Here is an 18,737-nt window from a genome sequence, read left to right as displayed (position 1 = left end):
CGCTTTTGCAAATCAAGTGGAAACCGCCCGTCAATTCGCTGCAAGTCGGCAAGTTTCGGGTGTTCACGAGACAAAAGCGGCAAGAGGTTGCCATGCCCCAGATGGTTCTTCCCCAGACTCCCGCTCCCGGGATGCAAAAAGACCCCAGTGCTGCCAAGTCCGGTTCTTCAAGAGAGCCGGATGGCGAGAGCCGATATGAATCGGTGTCGCGGGCTGAGCACAAGCGAATGGATCGCGCAGAAAATGAGCGCCGGGACGAGGTGCGGTCCGGTGACAAGGCAGCCACCGACAAGTCTGCCGAGACCCGCAAAGATCGACAGGCTAACGGATCTTCTTCTGATCCGGCCCAATCGAAACCCGGGGCCGACGAAAAAGCGGACAAGGCCGTCGCAGAACAGGAAGGGGCGGCTGTTCAGGTCACGACCGAGCCTGTCTCCGAGATGGAGATCACATCCACACCGTTGACGTTCGCCGAGTTGCAGGCCTTGTTGGTTCCGGCTGCCGGTCATTCCGGCACGGCGGTTCCGGGGACTGCCTCTGCGACCAAAGGCGCGCCTCAAACACTGGCCCCCTTAATAACCGCGAACGGATCGCTCAACGGCATAATCGGTGGCAAGCTTGGCCAGGCAGGGCAATCCGGACAGGCGGCTCCGGGTCTCACCACGGGGCTGCAGTTGACCGAGGCTCTGGCCGCGACGCTGGGCTCTGAAACGGGCCGTCCGGCGGAGCCGACCAGTCTTGTCGCCTCCGGCCGATTCCAATCCGCTCTGGAGATGGCCGGTCAGCAGGCGGCGAACGCCGGCGCTGCCAAATTGTCGGCAGAAGCCGCGGTGCCGCTGAGAAGCTACGCCACGTCCATCGATACGCCCGTGGGTCAGGCCGAATGGGGTGACAAGCTGGTGGGCAAGCTCAGTTGGTTGACGGCCAGAAACATGTCGGTGGCGGAGATCCATCTCACTCCGCCGGATATGGGCCCGATGGAGGTCAAAGTCCGGGTTCATAACGAGCAGGCCAACATTACCGTTCACGCCGCTAACCCGGTCGTCCGTGATCAGTTGGAACAGCATTCGCATCGGCTGAGGGACATGCTGGGAGATCAGGGCCTGAACCTGGCGCGGTTCGATGTCTCCGATTCTCCCCAGCAGCGGGGTGGAGAGCAGGGACCGGGTGACGGCGAAGGGCAGGCAAATCACCCGGGCAATCCCGCGCTGTCGGATGTTGATGATGTCGATGTTGAGGCGGGCAATCTGGATCTCAGCTGGAAGGGTGAAGTTGACATTTTCGCCTGACAGCTTTCGCTGGATGATGCGTCGCCGGTACGCTGCTATCACTTAAGAACATTCCCTCCAAACTCTTTTGCCCATCCTTCTGTGCAACGCTAAACTGCGGTTCTGAACAGCAAGGTTGGGCCTTCTGGCCCAACCTTTGCATCTAACCCATGAAAGTCGCGGAAAAACACTCCGTCTGACGGATTTCTGGCAAAGCAGATACTATGGCTGAAAATAACGCGCCCGAAGCGGCCCCCGCCAAGAAAGGCAAGCTGAAACTCATCATCATGCTGGTGGTGATTGTCATCCTGGCGATTGTGCTTTCCGTTGCGGGTACACTCTGGTTCCTCGGAGGCAGTTTGCCCGGCATGGCGGGCGGCGAGGAAGAGGGGAGCGACGAGGCGGTAGAAGAGAGTTTTGTCTCCAGCACCTACGTCGAACTGCAGAAAGCACTGGTCACGACGGTGCAGGCTGAGGGACGCCAGCGCTATGCTCAGGTGTATCTGGCGCTGGAAGCAACCGACCCGCAAGCGCTCGCTGCCGCCCAGCTGCATTTGCCACTGATACGGAGCCAACTGGTCATGGTGCTGGGGAGCAGTAAATTCGATCAGCTGCAAACGCCGGAAGGCCGGCGGGGGCTGGCCGACGAGATGTTGACGACGGTCAACCAGGTACTTGAACAGGAAGGCGAGCCCGCCATCAAGCGGGTATTGTTCAGAAATTTTGTAGTGCAATAGGGCCCGTCGCGGGCAAGGCATTTCAGGGGCAGGACTACTATGCAGGACTTGTTGTCACAGGATGAAATCGATGCCCTCCTTCACGGGGTGGACGATGGCGATATCGATACCTACGAAGAGACCGACGAAACCGGCGTAAAGTCCTACGACCTCTCGAGCCAGGATCGAATCGTTCGGGGTCGTATGCCGACCCTGGAGATGATCAATGAGCGCTTTGCCCGTTATACCCGGATCAGCCTCTTCAATCTCATGCGCCGTAATGCTGACGTATCCACCGGTGGCGTGAAAATCATGAAATTTGGTGAGTACATCCATACCCTGTACGTACCCACCAGCCTCAATCTCTGCAAGGTTCGCCCGCTGCGCGGCACCTCACTCTTTGTTCTCGACGCAAAACTGGTTTTCAAGCTGGTCGACAACTTCTTCGGGGGCGAGGGTCGTCACGCCAAGATCGAGGGCCGGGAATTCACCCCGACCGAGACACGGATCGTGCAGATGGTGCTGGACCAGGTGTTTCACGATATGAAAGAAGCCTGGCACGCGGTCCTCAAGGTGGAGTTTGACTACCTTAGCTCGGAAGTGAACCCGGCCATGGCCAACATCGTCAGCCCGAGCGAAGTGGTGGTGGTCAGTACCTTCCACATCGAACTCGATGGCGGCGGCGGGGAACTGCATTTTGCCTTGCCCTATTCCATGATCGAGCCAATCCGGGATGTGTTGGATGCCGGTGTCCAGAGTGACATTGACGACGTCGACGAGCGCTGGGTCAATGCTCTGCAGGAGGACATCAAGGACGTCAACGTACCGGTGAACACCACGGTCTGTCGTCGCCGGATCTCCCTGCGGGATATCGCCAATATGAAAACCGGCGATATTATCCCGGTCGAAATTCCCGAGTATCTGACGGTGACCGCAAACGGTATTCCGATCTACAAGGCCACCATGGGCACACGGGACGGGAAGCTGGCACTGCGAATTCAAGAAAGGGCATCGCTGCCCAAGGTCAAGAAACAACTGAAGGTGGGACGCAATGGCTGACGACAAGAAAGACGAGCAGCAACTCAGCGAAGACGAGAAGCTGGCGGCGGAGTGGGAAGCGGCCATGGAAGAGTCCGGCGACGACAGCGGTTCCGCCGAGGACGAATGGGCGGCTGCCATGGCAGAGGCCGGAGAGTCGGGTCAGGGCGATGACGTGCAGACGGCGCCCATGGAAGAGTTTGATCACGCCACACAGCCTTCGCAGGGTTCTGGGGCGGCGCCGGATATGGACGTGATTCTGGATATTCCGGTGACCATTTCGATGGAAGTGGGCAATACCCAAATCCCCATTCGCAACCTGCTGCAGCTCAACCAGGGATCGGTCATCGAATTGGACCGACTGGCCGGAGAGCCACTGGATGTTCTGGTCAACGGTACGCTGATTGCTCACGGCGAGGTGGTCATGGTGAACGAGAAGTTCGGTATCCGCCTGACCGACGTGATCAGCCCGGGCGAGCGCATCAAGCGGTTGCAGAAATAACATGTGGTCAAAACTGGTGGCGCTGACGACGCTGGTTCTTGCCGGCCCGGTACTGGCAGAAGAAGCTTCCAGGGCGGCGCAGGAGGCCCCGGTTCGTGCGCCGGACACGATGGGCACCGTTATCAGTCTCGGTATCGGGCTGTTGGCCGTCATTGCGATTATCTATGGCTGTGCCTGGATCATTCGCCGGATGAACGGCATGACCGGGATGAACAACAATGCCATTAAAGTGGTCTCGGTGATGGCGCTGGGTGCCCGGGAGCGTCTGGCGCTGATCGAAGTTGGTGGCCAGCAGATATTGCTGGGAATCACGCCGTCGGCGATCCGAACCCTTCATGTGTTCGATGAGCCGGTGGTCGATGCCAGTAATCCGCCCTCGGGTGACTTCGCCAGACGGCTTCAGGGCATGATCGGTAAATCCTGGACTTCGCCGACAAGGAACGACTGAGCCCATGATTGCCCTGATCACCAACCGGTTTCTCCCGATTCTGATCCTCTTGCTTGTCGTGCTCTGGGCACCCCTGTCGCTGGCGCAGGATGGTGGCGCGGGCGGCATTCCCGGTATTCCGGCGTTCACCGTCGAGCCCGGCGAAGGCGAAGGCGTCCAGGAATATTCGGTAACCCTGCAGATCCTCGCGCTGATGACGGCGCTGACGTTCCTGCCGGCGATGCTGATGATGATGACCTCGTTTACCCGCATCATCGTGGTGTTCGCCATCCTTCGCCAGGCACTTGGTCTGCAGGCCACGCCATCGAACCAGATCCTGCTCGGACTCGCCCTGTTCCTCAGTATTTTCATCATGAAGCCGGTGCTGGAGGAAGCCAACCGTGTGGGGTTGCAGCCCTACCTTCAGGAGGAAGTGACCTCCCTGGAAGCTGTGGAACTGGCCAGTGAGCCGTTCAAGAAATTCATGCTCGAACAGACCCGGGAAAGCGACCTGGCCCTGTTCATGCGGATGGCGGATGAACAGTACCAGACGCCGGATGACGTGTCTTTCTGGGTACTGATGCCTGCCTTTGTCACCAGTGAGTTAAAGACCGCCTTCCAGATCGGGTTTATCCTGTTTATCCCGTTCCTGATTATCGACATGGTGGTGGCCAGTGTCCTCATGGCGATGGGTATGATGATGCTGTCGCCCATCATCATCTCATTGCCGTTCAAGATCATGCTGTTTGTCCTGGTGGATGGCTGGGCCCTGATTATGGGAACGCTGGCGGCCAGCTACGGAATATAGGGGGCGTTATGACTCCGGAAACCGTTATCGATATTCTTCGCGAGGCACTGTGGATGATCGTGCTTCTGGCGTCGGTCATCATCGGACCCGGTCTGGTCATCGGTTTGGTGGTCAGTACCTTCCAGGCCGCGACCCAGATCAACGAGCAGACCCTGAGCTTCCTGCCGCGCCTGCTGGTAACCCTGATTGTCATCATCGTCATGGGACCATGGATGCTGACTCAGTTGCTGGATCATGCGAACCGGCTGATCTCCAGCATTCCTTACCTGATCGGCTGACGGATGATACCGGCGGAATTCAGCGCGGATATGCTGGGGCAGTGGGTAGGGCAGCACCTCTGGCCCCTGTTCCGGATCGCCAGTTTCCTGATGGTGATTCCCATCTTCGGGACCCAATTGGTGCCGGCCCGAATCCGTCTGGGGCTGGCGCTGCTGATGACCGTCCTCATTGTTCCGTTGATCCCCCCGGTGCCGCAAGTGGAAGCGCTCAGTGCCGATGCGGTCGTCATAACCCTGCAACAAATCCTGATCGGTGTAGGGCTCGGATTTGCCCTGACCGCCCTGTGGCAACTTTTTGTCGTAGCCGGTCAGATGATTGCGATGCAGATGGGCCTCGGCTTCGCGTCCATGGTTGACCCGGCCAACGGCGTCAACGTGCCGGTGCTGTCCCAGATCTACACCATCACGATTACCCTGTTGTTTCTCGCCATGAACGGCCATCTCGCTGTTTTTGAGGTCTTTATCGAAAGCTTCCGCACCCTGCCTGTTGGCCTCGAAGGGTTGGGTCAGGGCGGCATCTGGGAATTGGCCCACCGCATCAGCTGGATGTTCGCCTCCGCCATGCTCCTGGCGTTACCGGCGGTGACGGCGGTGCTGATCGTCACCATCTCGTTTGGCGTAACGACCCGGGCAGCGCCTCAGATGAACATCTTCGCGTTGGGTTTCCCGATTGGCCTGATTTTTGGATTGTTTGCCATATGGGTCTTGCACGCCAACTTTCTGCCGCACTTTGACCAGTACACGCGGGAGACGTTTGATTTCATGCGGCAGTTGCAGGGCCAGCCCTAGGCACCGACACCACAGAACCTGAGCCATGGCCGAAGAAAACGACAACAGTCAGGAAAAAACGGAAGAGGCCACGCCCCGAAGGCTTGAGAAAGCCAAGGAGGAAGGTCAGACGGCCCGTTCCCGCGAACTGGCGACCATGGCGGTGCTCATGGCCGGTGCCGGCGGCCTTCTGATCTTTGGCACCAGTCTCGGTGCTGCGCTTGAAGGCATCATGCGAGACAGTTTCGTGCTTGAACGCTCGGCTATCTTTGATACCCGGCACATGAGTGTTCAGCTCATTGCTTCCGCCAAGGAAGCCGCGTGGGCCCTGTCACCCATTCTGATTGTGTTATTGATCGCCGCCTTCTTCGGCTCTATTGGTATTGGTGGCCTGCTGTTCAGTGGTAAGGCCATTACTCCCAAGCTGAACCGAATGGACCCGATCAAGGGACTGGGCCGCATGTTCTCGGCCCGCTCGCTGGTGGAACTGGTCAAGGCCATTGCCAAGGTCAGTCTGGTGATGGCCCTTGCCGTCCTGATCCTGAACCTGAGGACCGAGGATCTTCTGAGCATTGCAGAGGAGCCCGCGGTGCCGGCGATGGAGCATGTGTTGTGGACGATCGGCTGGAGCTTTTTCCTGCTCTCTTGCGCAACAATCATCATTGCCCTGATCGATGTGCCTTTTCAGATTTACGACCACCAGAAAAAGCTGCGCATGACCAAGCAGGAGGTCAAGGACGAGTTCAAGGACACCGAAGGCAAGCCGGAAGTCAAAGGCAAGATTCGCCAGTTGCAACGTGAAATGGCCCAGCGCCGCATGATGCAGGATGTTCCCACTGCCGATGTGGTCATCACCAACCCGACCCACTATGCGGTGGCACTGAAATACGATCAGGGTGCGATGGCCGCGCCGGTGGTGGTGGCCAAGGGCGCCGACGAAGTGGCGTTCAAGATCATGGAAATTGCCCGCGAGCACAAGGTGGAAGTCCTCCGCACACCACCATTGACCCGGGCGGTCTACCACAACACCGACATCGGTGAAGAGATTCCCGACGGTCTCTACATGGCCATCGCCCAGGTGCTGGCCTATGTGTTCCAGCTCCGCCAGTTCCGCAAGGGGCGTGGGCCCAAGCCCGGCATGCCGGACTTACCGATTCCTTCTGATTTGAGGCGGGATATTTAGGTCGGTTTCGCCATACTCCGAAGCTATCAGGCCAGGGCCCAATCCGAATAACCGCCTCAGGAGCAAGCTTCGATAACCCGAACCATCGGCTCTCCACGACTCTCCGGAATCGGCAGAACGCGATACCAGGACCGAGGATCATGGACCGCTGCCGAGTTGAACCCGCAGGAAAGGAAGTGATCACGGGCCTCGTCGTCGTTCCGGAAGTGGAACGTTACCTCGCTCCGGGTGGCGGCGCCGAGAACCGTACCGAGGGCTCGTAAGGTGCCGTCGAGCAGTGGCTGTTTCGGGCGATAGTAGCTTTCGGCTAGGTAGACCGACCGGGGGCGTTTCGCCATGGCAGCGGCCAGGCGCCGCCAGAAGTCGCTGATAACGTCCAGCGAGAAATAGCTGGTCAACCCTTCGGTGATGATAATCACCGGCTGGGAATTGTCGAAGACGCGATCAATGACCTGTTCAAGTTGGTACTCGCCATGCTCGGCGCGGATATCGATGGGTGTGACCTGATGGTGGTCTCCCAGTCTGCCGGTGGCGAGTAGTCGCAGTGCCTTGCGTCCGGCCATGTCCGGCAGGTCGGCCTCGACCATGTGAACCTGAGGGTGGCGTTTTCGCAGGCGAATGCCCCTGGGGGACATGCCACAAGCAATCTCGAGAACCTGGGTAATACCGTGATCATGGATGGCCTGGTCAATCAGGTGGTCAATGATCAGGTGGCGCTGCAGCAGGAAGGTCCGGATGTTGCCGCCGATGGCCGCCTTGCTGGCGGCTTCGAACGGCGTCATCAGATGATAGAGCCAGCGGCCCTGTTGGGTAGCGAGGGTGTCATCGGAGAGCCCGTACCGGTGCCAGACGGCACCGGTATAGAGGGCGGTAAAGCTGATGCCCGAACTGTCAGTCGGCTTGGTGCTCATAGACCGCCTTGCCCCACGCCTCGCGACTGCCGGGCAGGATCAGGTTCAGGATAATGGCAGCCACCGCACACAGGGCGATGCCTTCAAGGTGTCCCAGCACCATGCCACCAATACCGAACACCAGGGTGACGCCCACGATCACCAGGTTGCGGGACTGGGAAAGATCAACCTGATGACGAATCAGGGTGTTGAGTCCCACCACTGCAATGGAGCCGAACAGCAGGCACAGGATGCCGCCCATGACCGGAACCGGGATGGTCTGCAGGGCTGCGCCGAATTTGCCGACGAACGCCAGCACAATGGCGACGACCGCGGCCCACCACATCACCCGGGGGTTGAAGTTCTTGGTGAGCATGACGGCACCGGTGACTTCCGAGTAGGTGGTGTTGGGCGGTCCACCGAGCAGGGATGCTGCACTGGTTGCCAGGCCGTCACCGAGGAGCGTGCGGTGCAGGCCGGGCTTCTCGAGGTAGTTCTTGCGGGTGACGTTGCCGATGGCCAGAACATCACCAATGTGTTCGATGGCCGGCGCGATGGCGACCGGGATCATGAACAGGACGGCGCCCCAGCTGAATTCTGGGGTGACGAAGTTTGGCATGGCCAGCCAGGCCGCTTCCTGGATCGGCGTGGTATCGACAATGCCGGCAATGGCCGAAAGCACGTAGCCGGTGATGACCCCGAACATGATCGGAATCAGGCGAAAAATGCCCTTCGCCCAGACCGACATGACAATGGTCACGGCCAGTGAAGTCATCGCGATCCAGATGGCGGTATCGTATGGGATGAGCTGGGTGGCGCCGTCACCGGTACGGCCGGAGGCCATGTGTACGGCGACCGGGGCAAGGCCCAGGCCAATGGTCATGATGACCGGGCCAATCACTACCGGAGGCAGCAGGGCGCGGACAAACCCGGTGCCACGCAGGCGAACCAGTCCGCTGAGGAAGATGTAGAGAATGCCGGCCGCCATCAGGCCGCCGAGTGTCTCTTCCATGCCGAACTTGCCCTTGGAGGCAATCACCGGAGCAATGAAGGCAAAGGATGAGGCCAGGAAAATCGGGATCTGGCCACCGGTGACAATGTGAAAAATGATGGTGCCGAGACCGGCCGTAAACAACGCGACGTTCGGGTCCAGTCCGGTGATCAGGGGCATCAGCACCAGGGCACCGAAGGCGACCAACAGCATTTGCGAACCGGCGATGGCCTGTTTCCAGACCGGATCGTTGGTGTGGTCCTGCATGGTTATACGTCCTTCTGCTTGGTTCCGAAAATCTTGTCACCGGCATCACCAAGACCCGGAAGGATATAGCCTTTATCGTTCAGGTGGTCGTCAACCGAGGCGGTGTAAATAGACACATCCGGATGTTTCTCGAGCACCTTCTCGATGCCTTCGGGAGCCGCGACCAGTACCAGCGCCCGGATTTCGGTGCTGCCGGCTTTCTTCAGCAGGTCGATGGTGGAAATCATGGAGCCGCCGGTGGCCAGCATCGGGTCCACGATCAGCGCCATACGCTGATCCAGTTCGCCAACCAGCTTTTCCAGGTAGGTGCTGGCTTCCAGGGTCTCTTCGTTACGAATCTGGCCGACTACGCTCACGCGGGCCACCGGGATCAGGCTCAGAACGCCGTCGAGCATGCCGAGTCCGGCCCGCAGGATGGGGACGATGGTGATTTTCTTGCCATGGATTTGTTCAACGTTAACCGGCCCGGCCCAGCCTTCAATCGTCTTTTCCTGCAGATTGAAATCCTTGGTGGCTTCGTACGTCAGCAGGGCACCGACCTCCTGTGCCAGTTCACGAAAATTCTTGGTGCTGATGTCCGCCCGGCGCATCAGGCCGAGTTTGTGTCGGATCAGGGGATGTTTAACCTCGTGGATTGGCATGGGTCACCTGTGTGTCTGGTTTATCTGTCGGGGTTTTTGCAGCGCGTTCAAATGGCGCAAGGATACCGTATCTGAGGAGCAACGTCAGGCGACACCGGGAGAAAGCCTGGGGAAATCGGATAAGGAGTGGTACGGATCTTGCGATACCACCTCGAAACGGCGCCGCGGCGTCAGATTCTCGACCCTGAAACCCCTTCAGGCACAGCCTAGCGGAGAGCAGTCCGGCATGGACAGAGCATTGGTCCTTAACAACGTCAAATCCCTGACGCGGGGAAATCTGGGCATCCCGGTCATGTTGATGGGGCTGTTGGGCATGATGATCCTGCCCATGCCTGCGTTCCTGCTGGACGTCTTCTTCACCTTCAATATTACGCTGTCCATTGTCATCCTGCTGGTGTGTGTCTACGCCATGCGCCCCATGGAGTTTGCTTCCTTTCCGACGGTGCTGCTGGTGGCGACGCTCCTGCGACTGGCCCTGAACGTGGCGTCCACCCGCATTGTGCTGCTGGAAGGTCACGAAGGCGGCGACGCGGCGGGTAAGGTGATTGAATCCTTCGGTGCCGTGCTGATCGGCGGTAACTACGCGGTGGGGCTCGTGGTATTTGCCATCCTGATGATCATCAACTTCCTGGTGGTCACCAAGGGCGCGGGCCGCGTTTCCGAAGTCAGCGCCCGCTTTACCCTGGATGCCATGCCAGGCAAGCAGATGGCTATCGACGCCGACCTGAACGCCGGTTTGATTAACCAGGACGAGGCCAAACATCGCCGTTCAGAGATTGCTCAGGAAGCGGATTTCTACGGTTCCATGGACGGTGCCTCGAAATTCGTTAAGGGCGATGCCGTTGCCGGCCTGTTGATTCTTGCCATCAATATTATTGGCGGCGTCGCCATCGGCATGCTGCAGCACGATCTGACCTTCGGGTTGGCCATGCAGCGTTACGCATTGCTCACCATCGGTGACGGCCTGGTTGCCCAGATTCCCTCACTGCTCTTGTCCACCTCCGCGGCCATCATGGTCACCCGGGTGACCTCCAGCCAGGACATGGGCGGCCAGATTCTCAGCCAGATGTTCAGTGCGCCCAAGGCGCTGGCCATTGCGGCCGCGATCCTGATCATTCTTGGCCTGATTCCGGGGATGCCCCACGTGGCCTTCCTGGGTCTCGGCAGCCTCGCAGCGGCAGCGGCCTGGTACATCTGGACACATGATCGTCAGACGGTCGAGGAAGATGGTGTCTTCCCGGGCCGGGGCGGTGCCGCCGGCATGCCGCGCTCGACGGGGCAGGATCTGCCCCCCGGCGGGGATAGTGGTGGTGATCCGGGCCGGCAATTGCCCGCGCCGGGAGAGACCAAGGAGCTGGGTTGGGACGACGTCGCCACGGTCGACATCGTCGGGCTGGAAGTGGGGTACCGACTGATTCCCCTGGTAGACAAGTCGCAGGGTGGCCAGCTTCTGAGTCGGATCAAGGGGGTGCGCAAGAAACTGTCGCAGGATCTGGGCTTCCTGATGCCGTCGGTTCATATCCGCGACAACCTCGACCTGATGCCCAATGTTTACCGGATCACGCTCATGGGTGTGACCATTGCCGAGGCTGAAATTCACCCGGAGCGGGAACTGGCGATCGACCCCGGTCAGGTATTTGGCAAAGTCGAGGGGATTCAGGGCAAGGATCCGGCTTTCGGACTGGATGCCTGCTGGATTGAGCCGGACAAGAAGGATCAGGCCCAGACTCTGGGTTACACCGTGGTTGATGCCAGCACCGTGGTTGCCACCCATCTGAACCAGGTCTTGCAGAAGCATGCCCACGAGCTGCTCGGTCATGAGGAAGTGCAGAAGTGGCTCGACCAGTTGGAGAAGGTGTCGCCCAAACTGGCGGAAGAGCTGGTGCCGACCACGGTGTCGATCAGCCTGTTGCTCAAGGTGCTGCAGAATCTTCTCAAGGAAGAAGTGCCGATTCGGGACATGCGTTCGATCGCTGAGGCCATCGTGAACGTTCATCCGAAGAGTCAGGATCCGAAGTTGCTGACCACGGTGGCCCGTCAGTCCCTGCGCCGGATGATCGTGCAGAGTATCTGCGGGAACGAGTCGGAGATCCCGGTCATCACCCTGGATCCGGATCTGGAACAGTTATTGCTAAAGTCTGTTCAGCAGAGTCAACAATCCGGCGGTCAGGACGACATCGGTCTGGTTCTGGAGCCGAACATGGTGGAGAAGCTGCAGCGGTCCCTGCAGGAAAGCGTCCAGCGCCAGGAAATGCTTGGCAAGCCCGCCATTCTGTTGGTTTCCGGTCCATTGCGACCGGTTCTGGCAAGGTTTGCGAGCTACGGGGTAGAGCGCCTGCACGTGCTCTCCTACCAGGAAATACCGGATAACAAACAGATCACTATCGTGGCGTCCGTCGGTCAGTAACGACACGGACCACAACGCGGCCAGCGCCCGCAGGGGGCTGCCGGTGGAGGATGAGGCAGTATGAAAGTAAAACGGTTTTTCGCTCAGAGCATGGCAGAGGCGCTGAAGCAGGTCAGTGAACAGATGGGGCCGGATGCCGTGATTCTTTCCAATCGTCGTGTTGATGGTGGCGTCGAAATCGTGACGGCACTGGACTACGACGAGAACATGGCGCGCCAGCGATTGGGTGACAAGGCCGAGTCCGCCACCAACGGCTCGCGACTGGCCGAAATGCAGGCTGACCAGCATCGCCGGCTTGAAGACGAGCTGAACCGATCCCGCGATCGTATCCGTGACGTGCGGGAGAAACGGGCCAAGGTGGGGGCATCGTATTCTGGCGCTTCCTTTGCGGACCTGAACGAGGCTGCGTCTTCCGGGTTTGAGGCGTCGACGCCTGCACCGGCTGGCGACGCCCAGGGTTATTCCGATGAGCTGGCTCAGATGCGGGCTGAAATCAGCTCATTGCGGGAGATGATGAGTGGTCGGCCGGTCGAGCCAGCGAAGCCGGCCAGCAATGCGGTCCAACAGCGGCTGGCGGAACGCTTGCAGGAGTTTGGTCTGAGTAACGATTTGGCCGGCTCGTTGTCCCGTCGGCACAAGGGTGGCCGGCTGGAAGATGGCTGGAAACAGTCCCTGAAAATGCTCGCCACCGGTGTCCGCACCTCCCGCCAGGAATGGCCGGATGAGGGCGGTGTCTACGCGCTGGTTGGTCCCACTGGCTCCGGCAAGACAACCACCATTGGCAAGCTGGCGGCACATTACGTGTTGCGACACGGGGCCGATTCATTGGCGCTGGTCACGACCGATCGCTATCGGGTGGCCGCTCATGAACAGCTGTTCGTGTTCGGTCGGATCCTGAACGTGCCAGTGCGGGTGGTGGATGAAAGCCACTCCCTGGATGATATTCTGGACGAACTGTCCGACCGGCATCTGGTATTGATTGATACAGCCGGCCTGACCAGTACGGACAAGGGGTACCAGGAACAGCTGGCGGAGCTGGCGCGTAGCCACCACAATATCCGTACCCACCTTGTGGTGTCTGCCACCAGCCAGCCGCGTATCATGAAATCCGTCTGGCATTGCTATAAGATGGCAAATCTTTCGGGCTGCGTGATGACAAAGATTGACGAAGCCCTGACACTCGGGGAATCTCTGGGGTTCGTGATGGAAACCGGGTTGCCGGTGGCTTATTACACGGACGGGCAGAAAATCCCCGAGGATCTGCATCACGCGGAAGCCATTCCTCTGGTGCGGCTGGCGGTGGAGCGGCTGAAACGCCTTCAGCAACAGCAGTCGGTTGCCGAAGGGGCCTGAGCGCAAACATGCCTTAACCGGATCCCAGGGCATCCGGCGCGCGGAGCTGGCGCCGTTCAATAACAAGACGAGCCTTCAGTACAACTGGCGAGAGACAAGAATCAACATGAGCAGAGCAAATCCGGTACAGGTGATTGCGGTTTCCGGCGGCAAGGGTGGAGTCGGCAAGAGTAACGTGTCGGTCAACCTCGGAATCGCCCTGGCACAGAAAGGTCGCCGGGTTGTGATTCTGGACGCCGATCTGGGCCTCGCCAACATTGATGTGCTGCTCGGAATTACGGCCAGCCGAAACATCTCAGACGTGCTGTCCGGTGAGTGCGAACTCAAGGACATACTGGTCAACGGACCCGGCGGCATCAAGATTGTGCCGGCCTCCTCCGGCACCCAGCGAATGACTCATTTGAGCCCGATGGAGCACGCCGGACTGATCAATGCCTTCAGTGAACTGGGTGATCAGATTGACGTACTGATTGTCGATACCGCCGCGGGCATTTCCGAATCCGTGGTCAGTTTTCTTCGGGCCTCCCAGGAACTGCTGTTCGTTGTCTGTGATGAGCCCACCTCCATCACCGATGCCTACGCCCTGATCAAGCTGATGAATCGCGAATACGGCACCAACCGCTTTCGTATTCTGGCAAACCAGGTGCGAAATGAGCAGGAAGGCCGCCACCTTTTCGATAAACTGACCCGGGTGACCGAACGGTTCCTTGATGTGGCTCTGCAGTATGTGGGTATGGTGCCGTACGACGAAGCCGTCAAGAAATCGGTACAGCGACAGCGGGCGGTGCTGGACGCCTACCCCCGCGCCAAGGCGTCTCTTGCGATCAAGGCACTGGCGGACAAGGTCGACAACTGGCCGTTGCCATCCTCGCCCCGGGGACACCTCGAGTTCTTTGTGGAGCGGCTCGTCGAAGTCTGATTCTGATCCAGTCAAATCAACACCGGATACATGACATTGGCGAAACATCTGGGAATCTATCAGCAGTCTGACGCGAAAGGTCCTTCTCGACTCATTGAGGAGCACGCTCCGCTGGTCAAGAAAATTGCCCTTCATCTGATGGCCAGGCTCCCCGCCTCGGTGCAGCTGGACGACCTGATGCAGGCGGGCATGATCGGTCTGCTTGAGTCGGCCCAACGCTACAGCTCGACCAAAGGTGCGACGTTTGAAACCTATGCCGGCATCCGTATCCGAGGCGCCATGGTGGATGAGATCCGCAAGGGCGACTGGGTCCCCCGTTCAGTCCATCGAAATGCCCGCCGGATTTCCCAGGCCATCAAGGCCGTTGAAGACCGTCTCGGTCGTGAAGCCCAGGACCTCGAAGTCGCCGAAGAACTGGGTATGGAGCTTTCCGAATACCATGCCTCGCTTGCAGACGCCAACAGCGGGCGACTTTTTAGTCTGGATGAGCTCAATGAATCCGGCGAGCTGCCGATAGAAGAAGCAGAGAGCAGCGATAATCCGCTGGATGGTCTGGCGTCCGATGCCTTCCGTCGCAATCTGGCCGAGGCCATCGAAGAGTTGCCGGAGCGGGAAAAACTGGTGCTCAGCCTGTACTACCAGGAAGAGCTGAACCTGAAGGAAATCGGCGCCGTTCTGGGCGTCAGTGAAAGCCGGGTCAGCCAGATTCACAGCCAGGCCGCGCTCAGGTTGCGTGGTCGCCTTGCGGGCTGGCGTCGTGAAGCGGACGACTAGACGCCTACTCCGTGTGTCTGGTTCATAGCGCTCTGTAGCTTTTGGTAACCGGCGCTTTACTTGGGCACCAAAGATCAGACAATAAGTGCTTAAAACAGCGGCCTGCTAGATGTCGAGCTCATAGGTCAAACGAATTCCGGGTGTTACTAACTGGAGGTCCCATTGGACAAGAACATGAAAATCCTGATTGTGGACGACTTTTCCACAATGCGACGGATCATCAAGAACCTGCTGCGTGATCTGGGTTTCAGCAACACCGACGAGGCAGATGATGGCAACACCGCGCTGCCGATGCTGAAAAGCGGCAAGTACGATTTTCTGGTGACGGATTGGAACATGCCGGGGATGTCCGGGTTTGATCTGCTGAAAGCCGTGCGCGCCGATGAAGATCTGAAGACGCTGCCGGTGCTGATGGTGACAGCCGAAGCCAAACGGGATCAGATCGTGGCGGCGGCCCAGGCAGGTGTGAATGGCTATGTGGTCAAGCCGTTCACGGCAGCGGTCCTGAAGGAAAAGATTGAGAAAATCTTCGAACGCATTCAGTAATCAGAGGTCGGATGGCTCTCATGAGCGATAGCAACAAGAACCATCGGAGCCTCGATCCGGAGGTGACTGAGCAGCTCCAGCGTCAGAGCGCAGAGCTGGCCGAAAGCGTAAAGGCCGGAGATTTTGCTCAGGCGATGACCGTGATCAATGAACTCAGCGAGGTCAGGGATCAAAGTCTCTACCGCGAGGTTGGTCGGCTGACCCGTAGCCTGCACGAAGCAATCCGGAATTTTCAGGTGGATCCACGCAGCGTCGAGCAGCAGGAAGCGCTGTCGAAGATGACTGATGCCTCCGACCGCCTTGAGTACGTGGTCCAGATGACCAGTCAGGCGGCCAACCGCACCATGGACCTGGTGGAAGAGACCATGCCTGTTGCCCACTCCGTTCGCGATGAGGCCTCGGCACTGCGGGATGAATGGCAACGGTTACGCCGGCGGGAAATGCAGCCCGCCGAGTTCCGTGAGCTCTACGGGCGCATCGACCGGTTCTTTGCCGGCCTGACCACCGACGCCGACACCATGTACAACAATCTTTCGGAAATTCTGTTGGCCCAGGATTTTCAGGATCTGACCGGGCAGGTGATCCAGAAGGTCACGACCCTGGTGAAGGAAGTGGAAGAACAGATGCTCAGCCTTGTGGTGATGGCGAGCCATGTGGATCAGATCACCGGCACCGTGCACCAGATTGACGAGACTCAGGTTTCGGCGGAGCAGGGCGTAGGGCCTCAGATCAAGGCTGAAGAGCGTGAAGATGTAGTATCGGGACAGGACGATGTCGATGATCTGCTGTCCAGTCTCGGTTTCTGAATTGATAAGGGGTTCGCATGGCGTTTGATGCTGATGACGAGATTCTCCAGGACTTCCTCGTGGAAGCTGGCGAAATTCTCGAAAAACTGTCGGAGCAACTGGTCGATCTCGAGCAGCACCCGGACGACAGTGATCTGTTGAACGCCATTTTCCGTGGTTTTCACACCGTCAAGGGTGGTGCGGGCTTCCTCCAGCTCGATGCCCTGGTCAATTGTTGCCACTCCGCAGAGAACGTGTTCGACATTCTGCGCAATCACAAGCGCCGTGTGGACTCGGAGCTCATGGACGTGGTGCTCGAGGCGCTTGATCACGTTAACGCCATGTTCGAGCAGGTCAGGAATCATGAAGAGCTGACACCGGCTCCGGATGAACTGATTGCCGCCCTCGATGCCTTTGCCGAACCGGAAAGTGACACCGGAAGAGGTTCACAGGAGCCTGCCGAAGAGACCCGGCAGCCGGGGGCGGACGACGGCGGTGATATCACCGATGACGAATTTGAGCAGCTGCTTGATGCTCTTCACGACGGCAGCGATTCTGCCGACAACCAGGCGCCCGGTTCTCATGACTCTGCCGGGGCGCCTGCTGGCGAATCCGGTGATGACGAAATCACCGACGACGAGTTCGAGGCTTTGCTGGACCAGCTCCATGGCAAAGGCCAGTTTGCCGGCGCCCCGGAATCCGACGAGCCCGAGACCGGTGCCCGTCAGGATAAGGAGGCGTCAACGGGTAAGGGTGATGAACTGATCACCGACGACGAATTCGAAAAGCTGTTGGACGAGCTGCATGGTAAGGGCGGTGGTCCAACCGCTAACGACGGGGGCAAGGCGCCCAAAACAGAATCGTCAGCCGCAGCGACGCCGGAGTCGTCGACCCCCAAGCCGAAAAAGGCAGAAACTCCCGAGCCGGCCGACAATGCCGGATCTGCCGCCAAAGCCCCGGCGCCCGCTGCCCCGGCGAGGGACCCGGCACCGACCGCAGAAACCACGGTGCGGGTTGATACCAAACGCCTGGACGACATCATGAATATGGTGGGTGAACTGGTGCTGGTGCGAAACCGCCTGCAGCGTTTGGGCGCTGCAAGCGAAGACGAGCACATGCACAAGGCCGTATCCAATCTGGATGTGGTGACCACCGATCTGCAGTCTGCCGTCATGCAGACGCGGATGCAGCCCATCAAGAAAGTGTTTGGTCGATTCCCCCGGGTGGTCCGCGACCTCGCCCGCAACCTGAAAAAAGAAGTGAACCTCGTGATGCACGGGGAAGAGACCGACCTGGACAAGAACCTGGTGGAAGCGCTCTCGGACCCACTGGTGCACCTTGTCAGGAACTCCGTGGACCATGGTATCGAGGCCCCGGACGTTCGCGAGAACGCCGGAAAGCCGCGCCAGGGAACCGTCACCCTGTCCGCTGAGCAGGAAGGCGATCATATCCTTTTGTCGATCGATGACGATGGCGCGGGTATGGACCCCGAGGTGCTCAGGCGTAAAGCCGTCGAGAAAGGCATTTACGAACAGGATGCCGCCGACCGGCTCACCGACAGCGAGTGTTTCAATTTGATCTTCTCCGCCGGTTTTTCAACCAAGGAGCAGATTTCGGACGTGTCCGGCCGTGGTGTCGGCATGGACGTGGTCAAGACCAAGATCGGTCAGCTCAATGGCCAGATCAATATCGTGTCGGAGCTGGGCAAGGGCTCCCGGATCATCATCAAGGTGCCCCTTACCCTGGCGATCATGCCCACCCTGATGATCATGCTCGGAGACCAGTCGTTCGCCCTGCCGCTGGTCAATGTGGTGGAGATTTTCCACCTGGATCTGACCAAGACCAATATTGTTGACGGGCGAGAATGCATCGTGGTGCGGGACAAAGTCTTCCCGCTGTTCCACATCAAGCGCTGGCTGGTGAGAGACGCCGCCGGTGACGATGAGCCCGACAACGCCCACGTGGTGATTGTCGCCATGGGAACAAGGCAGGTTGGCTTTGTGGTCGATCAGCTGGTGGGGCAGGAAGAGGTGGTCATCAAACCTCTGGGTCGTGCGCTTCAGGGAACGCCGGGTATGGCCGGTGCGACCATCACCGGCGACGGGCGTATTGCCCTGATTATTGATGTTCCCAGTCTGCTGCAACACTACAGTTGACGCAGTTTGGTGGCACCCGA

19 protein-coding genes are annotated in these 18,737 nt (G+C 59.1%); 16 read left to right on the top strand and 3 right to left on the bottom strand.

The genetic code is table 11. The features are described 5' to 3' along the window. Positions 1–92 precede the first annotated feature (92 nt). The 9 genes from KZO34_RS03545 to flhB all read left to right on the top strand — a co-directional run bounded on the left by KZO34_RS03545 (position 93) and on the right by flhB (position 6,988). Positions 93–1,289 carry a flagellar hook-length control protein FliK gene (locus KZO34_RS03545; RefSeq protein ID WP_219473487.1) on the top strand — a complete coding sequence of 399 codons (1,197 nt, stop codon included), beginning with the start codon at positions 93–95 and terminating at the stop codon, positions 1,287–1,289. Between the two features lie 203 nt (positions 1,290–1,492). Beyond that, on the top strand, positions 1,493–2,005 hold the full coding sequence (locus KZO34_RS03540; protein ID WP_219473486.1) for a flagellar basal body-associated FliL family protein: 513 nt from the start codon (positions 1,493–1,495) through the stop codon (positions 2,003–2,005). Between the two features lie 39 nt (positions 2,006–2,044). Then, the gene (fliM, locus tag KZO34_RS03535; RefSeq protein WP_219473485.1) at positions 2,045–3,043 is read left to right on the top strand and encodes a flagellar motor switch protein FliM; all 999 of its coding nucleotides are present in this window, start codon (positions 2,045–2,047) and stop codon (positions 3,041–3,043) included. Continuing rightward, positions 3,036–3,524, top strand: coding sequence for a flagellar motor switch protein FliN (gene fliN, locus KZO34_RS03530; RefSeq protein ID WP_219473484.1), 489 nt, complete (start codon positions 3,036–3,038; stop codon positions 3,522–3,524). Before fliM ends, fliN begins: the two co-directional genes overlap by 8 nt. A gap of 1 nt (position 3,525) precedes the next feature. Continuing rightward, positions 3,526–3,972 (top strand): flagellar biosynthetic protein FliO, encoded by a 447-nt coding sequence (gene fliO / locus KZO34_RS03525; RefSeq protein ID WP_219473481.1) that lies wholly within the window; start codon positions 3,526–3,528, stop codon positions 3,970–3,972. 4 nt (positions 3,973–3,976) lie between these two features. Beyond that, positions 3,977–4,759: a flagellar type III secretion system pore protein FliP gene (gene fliP / locus KZO34_RS03520; protein ID WP_219473479.1), complete on the top strand. Its 783-nt coding sequence runs from the start codon at positions 3,977–3,979 to the stop codon at positions 4,757–4,759. An 8-nt stretch (positions 4,760–4,767) separates the two neighbouring features. Continuing rightward, a complete protein-coding gene (gene fliQ / locus KZO34_RS03515; protein ID WP_219473477.1) occupies positions 4,768–5,037 on the top strand; it encodes a flagellar biosynthesis protein FliQ in 270 nt (89 codons plus the stop codon). 3 nt (positions 5,038–5,040) lie between these two features. Next, the gene (gene fliR / locus KZO34_RS03510) at positions 5,041–5,826 is read left to right on the top strand and encodes a flagellar biosynthetic protein FliR (RefSeq protein ID WP_219473476.1); all 786 of its coding nucleotides are present in this window, start codon (positions 5,041–5,043) and stop codon (positions 5,824–5,826) included. Positions 5,827–5,851: 25 nt separating this feature from the next. Then, positions 5,852–6,988 (top strand): flagellar biosynthesis protein FlhB, encoded by a 1,137-nt coding sequence (gene flhB, locus KZO34_RS03505; RefSeq protein ID WP_219473474.1) that lies wholly within the window; start codon positions 5,852–5,854, stop codon positions 6,986–6,988. Positions 6,989–7,044: 56 nt separating this feature from the next. Here the strand turns inward: flhB and KZO34_RS03500 are convergent, their stop codons facing one another. Genes KZO34_RS03500 through upp form a run of 3 tightly spaced genes read right to left on the bottom strand, consistent with a single transcriptional unit; the run spans position 7,045 to position 9,777 of the window. Further along, positions 7,045–7,899: a class I SAM-dependent methyltransferase gene (locus KZO34_RS03500; RefSeq protein ID WP_219473472.1), complete on the bottom strand. Its 855-nt coding sequence runs from the start codon at positions 7,897–7,899 to the stop codon at positions 7,045–7,047. Beyond that, positions 7,880–9,136: a uracil-xanthine permease family protein gene (locus KZO34_RS03495; RefSeq protein WP_219473470.1), complete on the bottom strand. Its 1,257-nt coding sequence runs from the start codon at positions 9,134–9,136 to the stop codon at positions 7,880–7,882. The genes KZO34_RS03500 and KZO34_RS03495 overlap by 20 nt, the downstream gene beginning before the upstream one ends. A gap of 2 nt (positions 9,137–9,138) precedes the next feature. Beyond that, the gene (upp, locus tag KZO34_RS03490) at positions 9,139–9,777 is read right to left on the bottom strand and encodes a uracil phosphoribosyltransferase (protein ID WP_070965803.1); all 639 of its coding nucleotides are present in this window, start codon (positions 9,775–9,777) and stop codon (positions 9,139–9,141) included. 226 nt (positions 9,778–10,003) lie between these two features. Here upp and flhA point away from each other — a divergent pair, with 226 nt between their 5' ends. From flhA to KZO34_RS03455, 7 genes are all read left to right on the top strand, one after another. After that, a complete protein-coding gene (gene flhA, locus KZO34_RS03485) occupies positions 10,004–12,184 on the top strand; it encodes a flagellar biosynthesis protein FlhA (RefSeq protein WP_219473468.1) in 2,181 nt (726 codons plus the stop codon). Positions 12,185–12,244: 60 nt separating this feature from the next. Continuing rightward, entirely contained in the window at positions 12,245–13,537 is a 1,293-nt protein-coding gene (gene flhF / locus KZO34_RS03480; RefSeq protein WP_219473466.1) for a flagellar biosynthesis protein FlhF, read from the top strand. A gap of 106 nt (positions 13,538–13,643) precedes the next feature. Then, positions 13,644–14,456: a MinD/ParA family protein gene (locus KZO34_RS03475; protein WP_219473464.1), complete on the top strand. Its 813-nt coding sequence runs from the start codon at positions 13,644–13,646 to the stop codon at positions 14,454–14,456. 30 nt (positions 14,457–14,486) lie between these two features. Further along, complete coding sequence (locus KZO34_RS03470) at positions 14,487–15,230, top strand: RNA polymerase sigma factor FliA (protein WP_219473463.1); 744 nt, start codon at positions 14,487–14,489, stop codon at positions 15,228–15,230. A gap of 162 nt (positions 15,231–15,392) precedes the next feature. Next, positions 15,393–15,776, top strand: a complete 384-nt coding sequence (gene cheY, locus KZO34_RS03465; protein WP_219473460.1) for a chemotaxis response regulator CheY — start codon at positions 15,393–15,395, stop codon at positions 15,774–15,776. 20 nt (positions 15,777–15,796) lie between these two features. Next, a complete protein-coding gene (locus KZO34_RS03460; RefSeq protein WP_219473459.1) occupies positions 15,797–16,582 on the top strand; it encodes a protein phosphatase CheZ in 786 nt (261 codons plus the stop codon). A gap of 17 nt (positions 16,583–16,599) precedes the next feature. Then, positions 16,600–18,717 (top strand): chemotaxis protein CheA, encoded by a 2,118-nt coding sequence (locus KZO34_RS03455; protein WP_219473457.1) that lies wholly within the window; start codon positions 16,600–16,602, stop codon positions 18,715–18,717. The last annotated feature ends 20 nt before the right edge of the window (positions 18,718–18,737 follow it).

It is taken from the genome of Marinobacter sp. F4206, assembly GCF_019392195.1.
Taxonomy (GTDB): domain Bacteria; phylum Pseudomonadota; class Gammaproteobacteria; order Pseudomonadales; family Oleiphilaceae; genus Marinobacter.
This window is presented reverse-complemented; position numbering and strand designations above follow the sequence as displayed.